This window comes from Streptomyces sp. NBC_00461, assembly GCF_036013935.1.
Classification (GTDB): Bacteria; Actinomycetota; Actinomycetes; order Streptomycetales; family Streptomycetaceae; genus Streptomyces.
Window position 1 is genome coordinate 9,287,192 of sequence record NZ_CP107902.1, and the last position, 15,435, is coordinate 9,302,626.

Below are 15,435 nucleotides of genomic sequence, written 5' to 3' on the forward strand. Positions count from 1 at the left end.
GCGCCCTCTCCCCGACTCCCCGCCCGTAAGCCCTGAACGCAGTACTGCCGCGAGTGTCTTCGGCACGCCCTGCGACGGAACCAGAACTGGAACAGATCATGGCAAACCTCATGGATCAACTGCCCCTTCGTACGCCGCTGTCGGCGCATCAACGGGAGCCCGTCCTGGACGTGGTGGTGCCGGTTTTCAACGAGCAGGGAGATCTGGAGCGGAGCGTACGGAGGCTGCACGCGCACCTGCGCGAGACGTTCCCGTACCCGTTCCGGATCACCGTCGCGGACAACGCCAGCACCGACGCGACCCCGCTGATCGCTGCGCGGCTGGCCGCCGAGCTGCCGGAGACGGAGTGGCTGCGGCTGGAGGCGAAGGGGCGGGGCCGGGCACTGCATGCCGCGTGGTCGGGGTCGCCGGCGCCGGTGCTGGCCTACCTGGACGTGGATCTGTCGACCGATCTGGCCGCGCTGCTACCGCTGGTCGCACCGCTGATCTCCGGGCACTCCGACATCGCCATCGGCACCCGACTCGCCCGCGGCTCCCGGGTGGTGCGCGGCCCCCGGCGGGAGGTCATCTCCCGTTGCTACAACGCCCTGTTGCGCTCCACGCTCGCGGTCGGCTTCTCCGACGCGCAGTGCGGGTTCAAGGCCGTGCGGCGCGATGTCGCCGAACGGCTGCTGCCGCTGGTGAAGGACTCCGAGTGGTTCTTCGACACCGAGCTGCTGGTGATCGCGGAGCGGGCCGGACTGCGCATCCACGAGGTGCCGGTCGACTGGGTCGACGACCCCGACAGCCGGGTCGACATCCTGGCCACGGCGCTGGCCGACCTGCGCGGCATCGCCAGGATCGGCCGGGCGCTGGCCCGCGGCACGCTGCCGACGGCCGGACTGCGCCGCAGCGCCGAGGACCAACAGGGCGGCCTGGTCGGCCAGTTGCTGCGCTTCGGCGCAGTGGGAGCCGTCAGCACCGTCGGATACGTACTGCTGTACGCGCTGTTGCGTCCCGAGGCGGGAGGGCAGGCCGCCAACGCGCTCGCGCTGCTGGCCTGCGCCGTCGCCAACACCGCCGCGAACCGGCGGCTGACCTTCGGTCTGCGCGGCCGCGGCGGGGCACTGCGCCACCAGGCCAAAGGGCTGCTGGTCTTCGCGGTCGGCCTGGCCCTCACCAGCGGGTCACTCGCAGCACTGCACCGCCTGGTGCCCGGGGCGGCACGCGCCACGGAGATCGGCGTGCTCGTGGCCGCCAACCTGGCCGCGACCCTTCTCCGCTTCCTTCTCCTGAGGTCCTGGGTGTTCCCGGCCCGACGCGCGGCGGGATCCCCGGCCGCATGAACGACACACTGACCCCGATCGACCGCCACCACACCGGCACCCCCGTACGCGCCGGCTCGGACCGCGGCCGGAACCTGCTGCGGGCGGTCCGGCACTACGGCCCCGTACTGGCCATGTACGGCGTACTGAAGCTCATCGGCTTCTTGTCCTTCATGTATCTGCTGGACTCCGCCGGGGACTTCCGGAAGAAGAACCCGCGCTTCGGCGGCGGCGCCCACGCCTGGGACGTACTGGCCAGCTGGGACGGCTGGTGGTACCAGCAGATCGCCGCCCACGGGTACGACCCCGCGCTCGTCCGGATCCCCGGGGCCACCGGACTGATCACCTTGGAAGGCAACTCGGCGGCGTTCTTCCCGCTCTACCCGGCGACGATGCGGCTGGTCTCCGACTGCACGGGCCTCGGGCTCTACGGCGCCGGCCTGCTGGTCTCCGTCCTCGCCTCGTTCGCCGCCGCACTCGGCATCTACGCCGTCACCGCCCGGTTCGGCGGCAGGCGCGCCGGACTCGCCGCGGCCGGGCTGTGGGCAGTGTGGCCGGGCTCCGGCACCCAGTGGTCGGGATACTCGGAGGCCCTCTACGTCGCCCTCGCGGTCTGGGCCTGCCACGCAGTCATGAGCGACCGCTGGCTCACCGCGGGCGCGCTCACCTTCGCCGCCGGCCTTAACCGCCCCACCGCCGTCGCGCTCATCGCCGCCCTCACCGTCGCCGCGCTGCGGACCCTGCACCGCCGCCAGGACGATGTCGCACGCCCCATGACCGCGATCCTGATCGCGCCGCTCGGGCTCCTCGGCTACCTGCTCTGGGTCGGCAACCAAATGGGTGACCTCGGTGGCTACTTCAAGCTCCAGAAGGGTGCCTGGGCCCACACCTTCGACTTCGGCGAGCAGACGCTCGACGTCTTCACCTCCGTCGCCGTGGGCCGCTCCGACTACCTCTTCCCCTGCACCGTCGAGGACATCATCGGCGTGCTGGTCGTCCTGCTGGGTCTCCTGCTGATCCCGCTCCTGATCCGGCTGCGCCCGCCGGCCGTCCTGACCGTCTACACGATCCTCACCTTCGTCCTGGTCCTGGGCAGCCAGCAGATATTCGGCAACGTCTCCCGCTACCTGCTCCCCGCCTTCCCCCTGTTCATCCCGCTCGCCGTCCGCCTGCGAAGCGTCGGCCTGCCCCTGCTGTGCGCACTGCTGGGCCTCACGGCGCTGGCGTCGGGGTCCTATGCGGGATACGTGCTCTTCGAACTGGGCGTCCCCTGACGTTCGTCCGGTGCCGGCGCGACGCGGGCCCGGTGCCGTGGTGGGTCCTCCGGTTCAGCCTCGGTAGGTCCGCAGTTTCCGGTACAGCGTGGCGCGGGCGATGCCCAGGGTCGCCGCCGCGCGGGCCTTGTTGCCGCCGTGGAGGCGGAGGGCCTCCAGGACGGCGGCGCGCTCGGCCTGCTCCATCGGGCTGAGCTGCCGGGCGGCGGGGCCCTCGCGCACGGGGTCCGGCAGCTCGCTGCGCCGGACGGGACCGGTCGCGCGACGGCCCTTTGCCAACGCCCGTACCAGGTGGGCGAGTTCGGTGACGTTGCCGGGCCAGGGATGCTGCTCCAGAGCGCGCAACGCGTCCAGCGTCCAGCTGAGCGGCGGCCGTCCCGGCGCTGGTCGCGGAGCCAGAACCGTGAGCAACTCCCTGATGTCCTCCGGCCGTTCACGCAGGGCCGGAAGGGTGACGGAGCGGGCGGCCAGGGTGTCCAGGAGTCGTTGCAGACACGGTCCTGGCGGCGCTCCGGGGGTGTAGGTGACCAGCAGAGGAACGCCCGGACGGGTGTCGAGAGCCGAGTTGAGAGCCGCCGTGTCATGCGCGGCGAGCTGCTCGGCATGACGGACGAGGAGCGGGCGGCCCGTCAGCAACTCGCCGACCAGTGAGCCGAGTTCACCCTCCGCGGCATCCACGAACGGCAGGTTCTCGCCCAGCTCCCGTGCCAGCGAGGTCTTCCCCGTGCCGCGCTCGCCGACCAGCAGCAGGGGCTCGGGCGACCCGGCCAGCTCCACCGCACGGCCGACCGCGTGCAGCCACGGCACCGATACCCCGGCCAGCCCCACGTCACCGCGCGCGGCCGGCGCCACCGCCGCACGCTCCACCGGCTCCAGCACGATCACCGCCCCGACGATCGAGCCCTGGTGGGGCACGGGCGTGAGGAGCGCGGCACACGCCGTGCCGTCCGCGAGCCGGATGCGGCGCGGCGAGCGCGACTCCCGCATCAGCGCGACCGCGCCCCGCTCCAGTTCCTCCAGCCCCTGAGGCGACAGCAACTGCTGCGCGGCCTCGCTGACGAACCGGTTACGGCCGTCGAGCGCGACGACCGCGTGACCGCGCTCTCGCGTGGCCCTCAAGTAGGCGTCCAGCAGGACCCGTTCGGCCGCCCGGGACCGGGAGAGGAGCTCCGCCTCGACGGCTGCGGCCGCGGCCTCGGCCAGCGGGGCCCAGGGATGCGGTCCGCACTCGGCGCCCAGTCCGGAGGACACCGTCACCGTGCCCAGCATCCGCCCGGTCTCCGACGCCCGCACCGGCACACTGACCGCGGCTACGTCCTGCCACCGGTCGAGGAAGTGCTCGGGGCCGTGCACCTCGGCGCGCCGCCGGGTGTGCAGGGCGAAGGCCGCGCTGTTGTGGCCGACCACCCGCTCGGAGAGGTCGTGGCAGGGATCGCCCGGCCCGTTTCCTGCGGCCCACAGCACCCGTAGCCGGTCGTCGGTGAGCACGAGTGAGGCCTGCCCGGCGCCGAGGGTGGGGGCGATCCGCTCCAGCACCGGGCGGGCCGCGGCCAGCAAGGGGGACTCGGCGGGCCGCGGCGCGTCCGCAGCCGAGTCGAGTACGTCGTGTCGTACACCGAAGAACCGGGCACGCTTCCACGCGGCGGCGACGTCCGCCGGCACCCCGTCCGGCACTTGCCGCCCGAGCAGGAAGAGTTCCCGGGCCCTGCGCAGCGAAGCGAGGTCGGGGCGGACGGCGGGGCGCTCTGCGGTGGTCATGGCAACGCTCACCCTACGGCCACCGGTTGAACTAGCAACAACCATGGGTCGATGCGACGCACCGTCTCGAATTGAGACACCCGACTTCCCGCATATCCCCACATGATCATGAACAGTCGGCACCGTCCTCATTCCTGGAGCGTTCCCCGTGCACACCGTCGAGCCCGATGTCGTCACCGACGTACTGATCGTCGGCAGTGGCCCCGCGGGCGCCTCCGCCGCGCTCGCCCTGAGCACCTACGGTGTGCCGAACATCGTCGTCACCCGCTACCCGCGCCTCGCCGACACGCCCCGCGCGCACATCACCAACCAGCGCACCATGGAGGTGCTGCGCGACCTCGGCGTCGAGGACGAGGTCGTCGCGAAGGCCACACCGCAGCACCTGATGGGCAACACGACCTTCTGCACCAGCCTCGCCGGCGAGGAACTCGGCCGGGTCCGCTCCTGGGGCAACGACCCCCTCGTCCAGGCCGCGCACGAACTCGCCGGCCCCACCCGCATGTGCGACATGCCGCAGCACCTCATGGAGCCGGTCCTCATGGACGCGGCCGTCGCGCGCGGCACGCAGCTGCGCTTCAGCACGGTCTACAAGTCCTTCGTCCAGGACGCCTTCGGCGTGACGGTCACCGTCGAGGACCGGCTGCGCGGCGACGAGTACACCATCCGCGCCAAGTACCTGATCGGCGCCGACGGCGGCCGCTCGCAGGTCGCCGAGGACGCCGAGCTGCCGATGGGCGGCCAGATGGGCGTGGCCGGCAGCATCAACATCGTCTTCGACGCGGACCTGTCGAAGTACACCGCCCACCGGCCGTCCACCCTCTACTGGGTGCTGGCGCCGGGCGCGACCGTGGGCGGCATCGGCGCGGGACTGGTCCGCTGCGTACGGCCCTGGAACGAGTGGCTGATCGTCTGGGGCTACGACGTCACCGCCGGCGCCCCCGACCTGACCACCGAGTACGCGGAGTCCGTGGTGCGCCAGTTGATCGGCGACGACGACATCCCGGTGACCATCAAGTCGTCCTCCGCCTGGACCGTGAACGAGATGTACGCGGAGACCTACTCCAAGGGTCGCGTCTTCTGCGCCGGCGACGCCACGCACCGCCACCCGCCGTCCAACGGCCTCGGCTCCAACACCTCCATCCAGGACTCCTACAACCTGGCCTGGAAGCTCAAGCTCGTCCTGGACGGCTCCGCGTCCCCGAAGCTCCTGGACACCTACACCGCCGAACGCGCCCCGATCGGCAGGCAGATCGTCACCCGCGCCAACAAGTCCATCGGCGAGACGGCCCCGATCTTCGAGGCGCTCGACGGGCTGTCCCCCCAGACGCCCGAGCAGCTGTGGGCCAACATCGCCGCCCGCAAGGACGACACCGAGGCGGCGCGGAAGCAGCGCGAGAAGCTGCGCGAGGCGATCGCCTTCAAGGCCTACGAGTTCAACGCGCACGGCGTCGACCTCAACCAGCGCTACCCCGAGGACGGCTCGGCCGCGATCGTCCCCGACGGCACCCCCGACCCCGGCTTCGACCGCGACCCCGAGCTGTACCACCAGCCGACCTCCCGCCCCGGCGCCAAGCTCCCGCACGCCTGGATCACCTCGGGCACCCGTACCCTGTCCACCCTCGACGTCGTCGGACACGGCCGCTTCACCCTGATCACCGGAATCGGCGGCACGCCCTGGCTGCGGGCTGCCGAGGCCCAGCACCTGGAGATCGCCACCGCGGTCATCGGCCCGGGTCAGGAGTACGACGACCCGTACGGCGACTGGGCGCGCCTGAGCGAGGTGGAAGACGGGGGAGCGCTCCTCGTACGGCCGGACGGCTACGTCGCCTTCCGGCACGCGGCCCCGGCCGCGTCCGGCGAGGACGCCGAGCGGCTGCTGACCGAGGCGGTACGGCGCCTCCTCGGCCACGCCTGACATCCCACACGCGCCACCCCCCACCGCCACCCCCCCCCACGCCTGAAAGGTGAACCAACATGCCCCTCGGACTGCTCCGGCGGCGACTCAGGAATGCCCCCGGAAGCGCCGCGGGCCGCGCGCTCCCCGTCCCGGCCGGTGCGGGCGTCGTCGTCCGCGAGGTCCTGGATCCGGTGAACGAGCCCCTGGGCGGCGCCGATGTGACGGTGACGGAACTGCGCAGCCACCAGGTCGCGGCGCGCGGCACCACGGACCCGTACGGACTGTTCATGGCCACGCTGCCCCCCGGCAGTTACAGCCTGATGGTGGGGGCCCAAGGGCTGGAACCGCACCGCGAGACCGTCGAGGTCGTCGCCGACGCGGGCCTGTCCCCGCAGCGCGTGTGGCTCCAGCCGGCCCGGCAGGCCGATCTCCCGGTCCCCGGCACCTGGCTCTTCGACCCGCCGCACACGGCGATCCGGTTCATCGCCAAGCATGTCGGCATGGCCCATGTGCACGGCCGCTTCGAACGGTTCGAGGGCGGCATCCAGGTCACCCCGGACGTGTCCGAGTCCCGCGTCCACGTGCGCATCGACGCGTCGAGCATCACCACGGGCAACAACACCCGTGACACACACCTGCGTTCGGCCGACTTCCTCGACGTCGAGCACTTTCCGTACATCGACTTCAGGAGCACCCGCTTCGCCTACCGCGGCGGAAGCAAGTGGTCGCTGCTGGGCACCCTCACGATGCACGGCGTGAGCCGGTCGGTGTCGCTGGACACGACGTACCTGGGCATGGCCAACGGCGGCTACGGCGAGGAGCTGCGCTGCGCCGCGCTGGCGAAGACGGAGCTGCACCGCGAGGACTACACCCTCAACTGGCGGTCCATGCTGGCGCGCGGGATCGCGGTGGTCGGACCCACGGTCCAGCTGGAGCTCGACGTCCAGGCGATGTACCGCACCCACGACACCCCGACGCCCCCGGAGTGACGTTCTCCGACAGCTCATGGGCCGACATGGCGTAACGGCGGGCCAAAGATCCCAAATTACTACTCTCCGCATGTATACGCTTACCCTAAGTAGCTGTCCAGGGCTTCGTGCCCGGTGAGAAAGGGTCAAACCATGCGCACGTTCCAGCGCGCTGCCGTCGTGGCTGCCGCAGTTGCGGGTCTCTCCGTCCTCGGTGTCGGTGTCGGCTTCGCCGATGACTCCGACGGCCCGCGGCAGGGCACCGTGATGACGTTCCCGGTGTACTCCACCCCGCAGGCCGACACCAAGAAGGACACGTCGGAGGAGGGTGCCAAGTACGTCCTGCCGGAGTTCGATCTCAGCGCGTTCCTGCCTTCGTTCGGCGCCGCCAAGTAGCGAAGCCCGGAGCAGTAAAGGCAGCCCGGTCGCGCACCACATCCATCAGGGTGCGCGACCGGGCTGCGTCGTGTCGATGGCAGGACATTGAGGCGGGGCCGGTGAATGCCGGAACGGATGTATTCCGTTCCGGCATTTCTGCTGTCCGATATGAAAGCCGCGGTGCCCCGGCTTGTGGCCGGGGCACCGCGGTGAGGTTCTGCCCTACTTGCCGACGCCGTTGTTGCAGCCCATGTCCGAGCCCAGCCCGGTGTCCTGGGCGCCGCTGTTGCCCTCGCCGTTCAGTCCGTTGCCGAGGACGCCGTCGAGCAGCCCGACCTGGCCGAGGACGTCGAGGTTCAGGTCGTGCGACCGGCATGTGGTGCTCTGCAGGACGCTGTACTGACTGCCGCCTCCGCCCGAACCCGCGCCGCCCTGGCCTCCGTCGGCGTGGGCGGCGCCGCCGGCCAGTCCGACGGTCCCGAGAACCGCGAACAGGACGGCGGCGTTGCGAAGCTTGTGCATGTCATCTCCGGTGGAGTGAAGTGGATGCGACCTGTGACAGATCGACTTCGTTCAGTTGGGGAGATTAATGAGGAATATCCCCAAAACGCCCGGCGGCGCGCCGAATTCCGGTGACCCTCAATGCCCCTGGTCGTAGGCCTGGAAAATGCATACCGGAAGTGAACCGCGACCTCGGCATATCTTGGGATAATTTCAATTGGGCCGTGTTCCGGGCGAGTTGGCATGTGCCCCACGCCGGCGGTGCGCGCGTCGGCGCGGAGTCGCACGCGGGTTCCCGCCCGGGCCACGGAAGCCGATCTCGCGCACCCGCTCCCTCTCGCGTTGACCCCTCCGGGCACCTGGCGCACGCTGGACCTATGGGTGGGCACGAGGGCCCGGGCCCCACGCTGATCACGTCCGTCCAGCGGGCCTTCCGGCTGCTGGAGGCGGTGAGCGCGCACGAGAACGGCGCGCCGGCGAAACAGCTGGCACGGGAGACCGGGCTGCCCCTGGCCACCGCGTATCACCTGCTGCGGACACTCGTCCACGACGGATATCTGCGGAAGCTGGGCGACGGCGGGTTCGTCCTCGGGGACAAGCTGCAGACGTTCCAGACCATGGGCCGCGGGCAGGCGCTGCTCAGCAGGGTCCGCCCCACGCTCGCCGCCCTGCGGGACGAGCTGGCCACCGCCGCCTACCTCACCTTCTACGAGGACGGCGAGATCCGGGTCGCCGAGATCGTGGACAGCCCGCGGGCGCCCCGCGTCGACCTGTGGGTGGGTTTCGAGGACGCGGGGCACGCCACGGCGCTGGGCAAGTCCGTGCTGCGGGAGCTGGACGGCGACGCCCGCAAGGACTACCTCTCCCGGCACCACCTCGCCGACCTCACCCCGCGGACGATCACCAGCCGGCCGGCGCTCCTCCGGCTGCTGGACTCCTCACCCGTGGCTCCGGCCGTGATGGACATGGAGGAGTACACCTTGGGCACGGTCTGTGTCGCCGTACCCGTCTACAGCGGGGACACGCTGGGCTCGCTCGGGGTCTCCCTGCCGGCGGACCGTCTGTCCCGGCTGCCGGAGATCCGGGCCCGGCTGATCCCCACCGCGAGCCGCGTGACCAGGAGCCTCTCGCTCACTATCTGAAAATCCTCTTCTTGTGACATCCGGGCCCAACCCGTTTCCTGGATGAAACGGGCATTTCGGCGATTCGTCCCGTACTCAGAACCCGTACTCAGAACCCGCTCAGAACCCGGACACAGAAGAGGACTGCGGAAGACACATGAGTCAGGCCCGAGACCATGGCGGCGGCCGCCGGCAGACACGGCCGTTCAGGAACCGAGTGGCCGGTCCCGCGGCCTCGGTCAGGCGTGCCGTGGCGCAGCTGGCCGCCGGCGCGCCCGTCCTGCCCGTACTGATCGTCTCGGTGATCGTGCTCACCGACCTCGCGGGCGGAGCGGGGATGATCTGGCTGCCGATGCTCGCCGCCGGACCCGCCCTGGCCGCCACCACCAACGGACCGCGCGGTGTCCTGTGCGTGGGCGTCCTCGCCGCGGTGCTGGGCGCGGCGCTCGGCAGCCGGGACGGTGTTCCGGGCCGGGAACTGGCGGCCGTTCTGTCCGCCCTGGGGGCCGTCACCCTCGCGAGTGCCCTGACCAGCGCACTGCGCGGCCGCCGCGAACGCGTGCTCGCGGCCGTCCGATCGGTCGCGGAGACCGCCCAGCACGCGCTGCTCAAGCCCGTCCCGGCGACCGTCGGCCCCTTCCAGGTCGCCGTCCGCTACAGCGCCGCGGCCGCCGAGGCCCGTATCGGGGGGGATCTCTACGCGCTGATCCCCACGCCGTACGGGGTGCGGCTGATCGTCGGCGATGTGCGCGGCAAGGGGCTGCCCGCCGTGGGCACCGCCGCGCTGGTGCTCGGAGTCTTCCGCGAGGCGGCCTACGACGAGCCCGATCTCCTCGCCGTCGTCGACCGGATCGAGCGGAGCCTCGCGCGCAATCTCGGCGGCGACGACTTCGTCACCGCCGTGGTCGCCGGATATCCGAGGCCGGGGCAGCTGGAGGTGGTGAACTGCGGACACGCGCCACCGCTGCTGGTGCGTGCGTCCGGGAGCGTCGCGGCGGTGGAGCCCACGCAGCCGGCCCCGCCCCTCGGACTGCGTGCTCTCGCGCCTCACACCCCCGGCCTCCAGGTTCTGCCCTTCGCTGACGGGGACCAGTTGCTGCTCTACACCGACGGGGTCACCGAGGCCCGTGACCACGGCCGCGCGTTCTATCCGCTCGACGAAGGGCTGGCTCGCCACGTGTCCGACGACCCGGCGCGCACCCTGGGCGCGCTCCACGACGAACTCCTCGCGCACGTGGGCGGCCGGCTGCACGACGATGCCGCACTGCTCCTGATCCGCAAGCCGGTCCCGTCCGAGCCGGCGCCCGAAGCCGGTGCACCGGGCGACACAGCCACACCGCGGACGACGTCCTGCGCTTCCGTCTGCAAGCCCCTTGAGGGAACGGTGATTTGACCGTGAGTTGGCAGTGGTTTACGGCGAGTGACGACCTTCCGGTGGCCGGCCGCCCGGCCGGGGTAATCGTCATGCGGCCGAGGCCCACTCCTCCGCGGCCGTGAGCGCAACCGCGGTGGGCGGCGGCGTCGACGTCGTCAGTTCGATCCGTCGTCCCTCGGCCGACGAGGCGAGGAGCGCGGTCATCGTCTCCAGCACGTGCAGGGCGAGATCACCGCTCGCGCGAGGCGGCCGCCGCCCGTCGGCGGCGATGAAGTCGAGCAGACCGACGCCGCGTGCCCCCGCGACGTAACCCGCGGACGGCGGGAGCGTGCGCCACTGCGTGTCGCCGAGTCCGTAGAGCCGCACCTCGCCGTCGAAACCGTTCGGATCCGGCACTGAGAGCGTCCCCCTCTCGCCGTGGATCTCGATCGGCGCGGCCGTGGTGGCCACGCCGTCGAAGCTCGTGGTGATCGTCGTCAGGGTCCCGCCCACGTGCTCCAGCACACCGGAGACATGACTGTCCACCTCGACCGGTATCCGCTCGCCCGCGCGCGGGCCGGAGCCGATGACCCGCTCGGTGCGCAGCCTGCTGGAGGCCCCGGTCACGGCATGCACCGGGCCCAGCAGATGGACCAGGGACGCCAGGTAGTACGGCCCCATGTCGAGGAGCGGGCCGCCGCCGGCGGTGTAGTAGAAGTCGGGGTGGGGATGCCAGCGTTCGTGTCCCGCGGTGATCATGACGGCCGAGGCGAACTGGGGGCGTCCGATCGTGCCGGCCTCGACCGCCGCCCGCGCCGTCTGGATTCCGGTGCCCAGGACGGTGTCCGGCGCGCAGCCCACCCCGACTCCCGCCTTCGCGGCGGCCTCCATGACGGCGTGGGCGTCGACGAGGGTGGCGGCCAGGGGCTTCTCCCCGTATACGTTCTTGCCCCGGGCGATGGCGCCGAGGGCGATCTCGGCATGGGCCGCCGGGACGGTGAGGTTCAGCACCGTGTCCACGTCCGGGCTGCTCAGCAGCTCCTCGACGGACAGCGCCTGGACGCCGGGCAGTTCGGCGGCGACCGCGGCCGAACGCGAGGCGTCGAGATCGGCCACCGCGGTGACGCGTACGGCGGGATGGCCGGCCAGCGTGTCCAGGTACGCGCGGGAGATGACGCCGAGACCTACGATGCCGACGCGGTGCGGGTCGCCCACAGCATGCCCCTCTCGATGACGGTGCGGACGTTCGGGTTCTCCAGCACGTCGAGGCTGTGCCCCGGAGTGGTCACCACGATCCGCCCGGCGCCCCACCGCCGGGTCCAGATCGCCGGAGAGGTGACGGGCCGGTCCCAGGGCTGCCAGGGGCGGACCGGATGCGTGGTCGTGGCCAGGACGTCGATCAGGTCGTCGTGGAGCACCCAGTACTGCTCCGTGCACAGCTCGAAGTCCTCGACGCCGGCGGTGACGGGATGCTCGCGGCCCAGCTCGGTGATGGCGACGACGTGCGGCAGGAAGTTGTCCTCGGCCTCTCCCCGGCGCTCGCACGGCTCCTTGCCCGGGTGGGCGGCGAACTGGCCTCCCACCAGGTGGAGATAGTCGGAGGAGGCACGGAACGAGTCGGCGATGCCGCCGTGCCAGCCGGTGAAGCCGGTACCGGCCACGACCGCCGCGCTCAGCCCCGACAACTGCTCGGCGGTGATCTGTGACATCGAGATGCACTGCACCACGAGGTCGGTGGCGGCCAGTTCGGCGGCGTCGGCGTAGACGTCCGTCGACTCCTCGATCCGGACGGTGTAACCGTTGCCTTCGAGGAAGGGCAGGAACAACTCCGTTGCCTCGACCGGCCGGTGTCCCTCCCATCCACCTCGAACGATCAGGGCCTTCTTCCGCGTCATCTTGATCCTCACCCGTAGGACGGAGCCATCACTATGCGCCCGTCGCGCGCGATCGGGAAAGGGCGGCCGGATCGACGAAAGTTTCGCGGCTCGCGCCGCCGTGCCCGGACGGTCAGGGGGCGGACGATGCGGACGACGCCCGGGCACCGACCAGCCAGCAGGCCGCGGTGAAGCGGACCTCCGGGCCCTGCACAAAGGTGTCGAACGCGGCCCGAACTGTTTCGAGGACCTGCTCGCGGGTCCGCTCGTCCACCTCGCGCAGGGCCAGACCGACCGGACCGAGCCGGGTGAGGTAGTGGGCCAGTTCCTTCTCGGGCAGGGCACAGGGCACGTCGATCGGCTGGATGTCGGTCTCGGCCCAGCCGCTGTCCGCCAGGATGCGGCGGATTTTCTCCGGATCCGCGAAGGCGAACTGCCCGGGCCCGTCCGGGCGGCGGGCGGGGAGGTCGGGCAGGAGCGGTGCCGCGGCGCGTTCGGCCGTCGTCATGAACGGATTCTCCGCAGGAGCGCGCCAGGCGACGAACCGGAGCCGGCCCTCGTCCGTCGAGGCATGGCGGAGATTCTCGAACGCCCGCACGGAGTCGTTGAAGAACATGACACCGAAGCGCGAGATGACGAAGTCGAAGGACGCAGGCTCGAACGCGTGATCCTGAGCGTCGGCGCGGACGAAGGACGCCGGAGTGCCCTCCTGCTCGGCGCGCGCCCGGGCGGCGGCGATCACGGGTTCGGAGATGTCGACGCCCAGACAGCGCCCCGCCGGCGCGAGCCGCCGCGCCACGGCCAGCGTGATGCCGCCGGTGCCGCAGCCGACATCGAGCACACGACTGCCGTGTCCGGCGGACACGGCATCGACGAGCAGGTCCTCGAAGGGCCTGAACATCTCGTCGAGCACGGCCTGCATCTCGACCCAGGCGTTGCCGCCGGGCCCGTTCCAACGCGCCGCCTGATCGTCAGCGGACCTGCGGGTGCCGTCCATGAGCGCCTCCTCTGCTTGCCGTCATCGAGCCGAGATGACACCGTGCCACTTCAAGTCGACTTGAGGTGAAGAGGATGACAGACCTCGACATAGCCGAGGTGGCACTCCGCGCCGGGGTTCCCGCCTCGACACTGCGGTTCTACGAGGAGAGAGGGCTGATCGCGTCGAGCGGCAGGCGGGGTCTGCGCCGTCAGTACGACCCCGGCGTACTGGAGCGCCTTGCGCTGATCGCACTCGGGCGCACCGCCGGGTTCTCGCTCGACGAGATCGCGCGCATGTTCGCGCCGGACGGACGGCCCCGCATCGACCGGGAGATGCTCGCGTCCAAGGCCGCGGAGCTGGACAGGACGATCCACGAACTCGGCGTGCTGCGCGACTCCCTGCGCCATGCCGCCGCCTGCTCCGCACCGAGTCACGCGGAATGCCCCACCTTCCGCCGCCTCCTGGAGGCCGCCGCGTCCGGCGCCGTCGTCCCACCGGCGAAGCGGGTTCCACGGCGACCGTGAGGCCAGTTCGCCGGCGTGCCGTCAGGCCGAGCCGGCGTCGTAGTCATCCCGGGCTCGCTCGACCTTGTCGAGGTTGCCGGCGGTCCATTCGGCGAGATGAGCGAAGAGCGGGGCGAGGCTGCGGCCGAGTTCGCTGATCTCGTACTCGACCCGAGGGGGAACCTCCGGGTGGTAGGTGCGTATGACGAGACCGTCGCGTTCCAGTTGCCTCAGCCGCTGGGTCAGCACCTTCGGAGTGATCCGCGCGATGCGGCGTTCCAACTCGACGAAGCGTTGCCGCCCGTGTGCGTGGAGGCTCCACAGGATCGGTGTGGTCCACCGGCTGAACACGATGTCCACGACCGGGCCGATCGGACAGGCGAGTTCCGGATCGGTCCCTACGGATGCCGGTCCCATGCCCTTGAGCGCCATACGCATCCCTCCGGGAAAGCCACTTTCCTCTAGGTACCTACTATACCGGCGGTGTTAGCGTCCGATCGGCGCCCGGGAAGCAGCATCCCGCGGCGTTACGGCCCGCTCGGGCATCGACAACCACGCTGCGTCACAAGGGAGTTGTTCATGATCGTCGTAACGGGGGCGACAGGCAACGTCGGCCGGTCGCTCGTGCGGACCCTCGCCGCGGCCGGTGAGCAGGTGACCGGAACCTCCCGGTCCGTGTCGGCCGCGGACGCGCCGCACGGTGTCCGGCACCGGCAGGCGGACCTGATCCGGCCGGAGAGCCTTCGGCCCGTGTTCGACGGGGCCGAGGCGCTGTTCCTGCAGAACGGCGGCCCCAGCGCGCACCTGCTCAGCCCCCAGGACATCCTCGACGTCGCCAAGGCCGGCGGCATCCGCCGGGTCGTGCTGCTCTCCTCCCAAGGAGTCACGACGCGGCCTCAGTCGGCCTCGCACGGGGCCACGGCGCGCGTCATCGAGGACGCCGTACGGCAGTCGGGTCTGGACTGGACGATCCTGCGGCCCGGCGGCTTCCACTCCAACACCTACGCCTGGGCCGAGTCGGTCCGCACGCGGCGGGTGATCGCCGCGCCCTTCGCCGACGTCGGCCTGCCCACCGTCGACCCCGAGGACATCGCCGAGGTCGCCGCCGCGGCACTGCGCGAGGACGGCCACACCGGACAGGTCTACGAGCTGACCGGGCCCGCCCTCGGCACGCCCCGGCAGCGGGCCCAGGCGATCGCCGGCGCGCTCGGCGAACCGGTCCGCTTCCACGAGCAGACCCGGGACGAGGCCCGCGCCCAGATGCTGCAGTTCATGCCCGAGCCCGTGGTCGACACCACGCTCGACATCCTCGGCGAGCCCACGCCCGCCGAGCAGCACATCAGCCCGGACGTCGAGCAGGTCCTCCACCGCGCGCCCCGGACGTTCGCCGACTGGGCGCACCGGAACATCGCTGCCTTCCGCTGAGACCTCGCCCTCGGCAGGGCATGGCTCCGCGGCGCCCTTCCTCGTCGGCCGGCCGTCGGCCCCGGACAAGTTCCGTCAGGACGGGCTCCGTCGGCGATC

Annotated in this window: 15 protein-coding genes; 9 read left to right on the forward strand and 6 right to left on the reverse strand. The window is 71.3% G+C overall.

Annotation, left to right across the window (positions count from 1 at the left end):
- Positions 1-110: 110 nt before the first annotated feature.
- A complete protein-coding gene (locus OG870_RS42920; RefSeq protein WP_266588585.1) occupies positions 111-1,325 on the forward strand; it encodes a bifunctional glycosyltransferase family 2/GtrA family protein in 1,215 nt (404 codons plus the stop codon).
- A complete protein-coding gene (locus OG870_RS42925; protein WP_327692075.1) occupies positions 1,322-2,578 on the forward strand; it encodes a hypothetical protein in 1,257 nt (418 codons plus the stop codon). Before OG870_RS42920 ends, OG870_RS42925 begins: the two co-directional genes overlap by 4 nt.
- Positions 2,579-2,632: 54 nt before the next feature.
- Here OG870_RS42925 and OG870_RS42930 read toward each other — a convergent pair whose 3' ends face one another.
- Entirely contained in the window at positions 2,633-4,336 is a 1,704-nt protein-coding gene (locus OG870_RS42930) for a helix-turn-helix domain-containing protein (protein WP_327692076.1), read from the reverse strand.
- 148 nt (positions 4,337-4,484) lie between these two features.
- Here OG870_RS42930 and OG870_RS42935 point away from each other — a divergent pair, with 148 nt between their 5' ends.
- From OG870_RS42935 to OG870_RS42945, 3 genes are all read left to right on the forward strand, one after another.
- A complete protein-coding gene (locus OG870_RS42935) occupies positions 4,485-6,251 on the forward strand; it encodes an FAD-dependent oxidoreductase (protein WP_266587221.1) in 1,767 nt (588 codons plus the stop codon).
- A 59-nt stretch (positions 6,252-6,310) separates the two neighbouring features.
- On the forward strand, positions 6,311-7,222 hold the full coding sequence (locus OG870_RS42940; protein WP_266587223.1) for a YceI family protein: 912 nt from the start codon (positions 6,311-6,313) through the stop codon (positions 7,220-7,222).
- A 132-nt stretch (positions 7,223-7,354) separates the two neighbouring features.
- The gene (locus tag OG870_RS42945; protein ID WP_266526417.1) at positions 7,355-7,597 is read left to right on the forward strand and encodes a hypothetical protein; all 243 of its coding nucleotides are present in this window, start codon (positions 7,355-7,357) and stop codon (positions 7,595-7,597) included.
- Positions 7,598-7,801: 204 nt separating this feature from the next.
- On the opposite strand, the gene OG870_RS42950 is transcribed toward OG870_RS42945, so the two are convergent.
- Positions 7,802-8,101 carry a hypothetical protein gene (locus tag OG870_RS42950; protein WP_266526415.1) on the reverse strand — a complete coding sequence of 100 codons (300 nt, stop codon included), beginning with the start codon at positions 8,099-8,101 and terminating at the stop codon, positions 7,802-7,804.
- A gap of 356 nt (positions 8,102-8,457) precedes the next feature.
- Here OG870_RS42950 and OG870_RS42955 point away from each other — a divergent pair, with 356 nt between their 5' ends.
- Both OG870_RS42955 and OG870_RS42960 read left to right on the forward strand, forming a co-directional pair.
- Positions 8,458-9,222: an IclR family transcriptional regulator gene (locus tag OG870_RS42955; RefSeq protein ID WP_266526414.1), complete on the forward strand. Its 765-nt coding sequence runs from the start codon at positions 8,458-8,460 to the stop codon at positions 9,220-9,222.
- A 136-nt stretch (positions 9,223-9,358) separates the two neighbouring features.
- Complete coding sequence (locus tag OG870_RS42960; protein ID WP_266587225.1) at positions 9,359-10,594, forward strand: PP2C family protein-serine/threonine phosphatase; 1,236 nt, start codon at positions 9,359-9,361, stop codon at positions 10,592-10,594.
- 69 nt (positions 10,595-10,663) lie between these two features.
- Here the strand turns inward: OG870_RS42960 and OG870_RS42965 are convergent, their stop codons facing one another.
- The 3 genes from OG870_RS42965 to OG870_RS42975 form a co-directional block, all read right to left on the reverse strand.
- Positions 10,664-11,770: a Gfo/Idh/MocA family protein gene (locus OG870_RS42965; RefSeq protein ID WP_266587227.1), complete on the reverse strand. Its 1,107-nt coding sequence runs from the start codon at positions 11,768-11,770 to the stop codon at positions 10,664-10,666.
- The gene (locus OG870_RS42970) at positions 11,740-12,450 is read right to left on the reverse strand and encodes a ThuA domain-containing protein (protein ID WP_266587229.1); all 711 of its coding nucleotides are present in this window, start codon (positions 12,448-12,450) and stop codon (positions 11,740-11,742) included. The genes OG870_RS42965 and OG870_RS42970 overlap by 31 nt, the downstream gene beginning before the upstream one ends.
- Positions 12,451-12,562: 112 nt before the next feature.
- Entirely contained in the window at positions 12,563-13,426 is an 864-nt protein-coding gene (locus OG870_RS42975; RefSeq protein WP_266587230.1) for a class I SAM-dependent methyltransferase, read from the reverse strand.
- 74 nt (positions 13,427-13,500) lie between these two features.
- Between OG870_RS42975 and OG870_RS42980 the strand changes: the two genes are divergently transcribed.
- Positions 13,501-13,932, forward strand: coding sequence for a helix-turn-helix domain-containing protein (locus tag OG870_RS42980; protein WP_266526404.1), 432 nt, complete (start codon positions 13,501-13,503; stop codon positions 13,930-13,932).
- A 21-nt stretch (positions 13,933-13,953) separates the two neighbouring features.
- Here OG870_RS42980 and OG870_RS42985 read toward each other — a convergent pair whose 3' ends face one another.
- Positions 13,954-14,343 (reverse strand): winged helix-turn-helix transcriptional regulator, encoded by a 390-nt coding sequence (locus tag OG870_RS42985; protein WP_266587232.1) that lies wholly within the window; start codon positions 14,341-14,343, stop codon positions 13,954-13,956.
- 147 nt (positions 14,344-14,490) lie between these two features.
- Here OG870_RS42985 and OG870_RS42990 point away from each other — a divergent pair, with 147 nt between their 5' ends.
- On the forward strand, positions 14,491-15,336 hold the full coding sequence (locus OG870_RS42990; protein WP_266587234.1) for an SDR family oxidoreductase: 846 nt from the start codon (positions 14,491-14,493) through the stop codon (positions 15,334-15,336).
- Positions 15,337-15,435 lie beyond the last annotated feature (99 nt).

Coding starts and splice junctions, on each gene's coding strand:
- OG870_RS42960 (WP_266587225.1), top strand. CDS start 9,359: ATGAGTCAGGCCCGAGACCATGGCGGCGGCCGCCGGCAGACACGGCCG.
- OG870_RS42975 (WP_266587230.1), bottom strand. CDS start 13,426: ATGGACGGCACCCGCAGGTCCGCTGACGATCAGGCGGCGCGTTGGAAC.
- OG870_RS42990 (WP_266587234.1), top strand. CDS start 14,491: ATGATCGTCGTAACGGGGGCGACAGGCAACGTCGGCCGGTCGCTCGTG.
- OG870_RS42950 (WP_266526415.1), bottom strand. CDS start 8,101: ATGCACAAGCTTCGCAACGCCGCCGTCCTGTTCGCGGTTCTCGGGACC.
- OG870_RS42970 (WP_266587229.1), bottom strand. CDS start 12,450: ATGACGCGGAAGAAGGCCCTGATCGTTCGAGGTGGATGGGAGGGACAC.
- OG870_RS42955 (WP_266526414.1), top strand. CDS start 8,458: ATGGGTGGGCACGAGGGCCCGGGCCCCACGCTGATCACGTCCGTCCAG.
- OG870_RS42920 (WP_266588585.1), top strand. CDS start 111: ATGGATCAACTGCCCCTTCGTACGCCGCTGTCGGCGCATCAACGGGAG.
- OG870_RS42985 (WP_266587232.1), bottom strand. CDS start 14,343: ATGGCGCTCAAGGGCATGGGACCGGCATCCGTAGGGACCGATCCGGAA.
- OG870_RS42940 (WP_266587223.1), top strand. CDS start 6,311: ATGCCCCTCGGACTGCTCCGGCGGCGACTCAGGAATGCCCCCGGAAGC.
- OG870_RS42930 (WP_327692076.1), bottom strand. CDS start 4,336: ATGACCACCGCAGAGCGCCCCGCCGTCCGCCCCGACCTCGCTTCGCTG.
- OG870_RS42925 (WP_327692075.1), top strand. CDS start 1,322: ATGAACGACACACTGACCCCGATCGACCGCCACCACACCGGCACCCCC.
- OG870_RS42980 (WP_266526404.1), top strand. CDS start 13,501: ATGACAGACCTCGACATAGCCGAGGTGGCACTCCGCGCCGGGGTTCCC.
- OG870_RS42945 (WP_266526417.1), top strand. CDS start 7,355: ATGCGCACGTTCCAGCGCGCTGCCGTCGTGGCTGCCGCAGTTGCGGGT.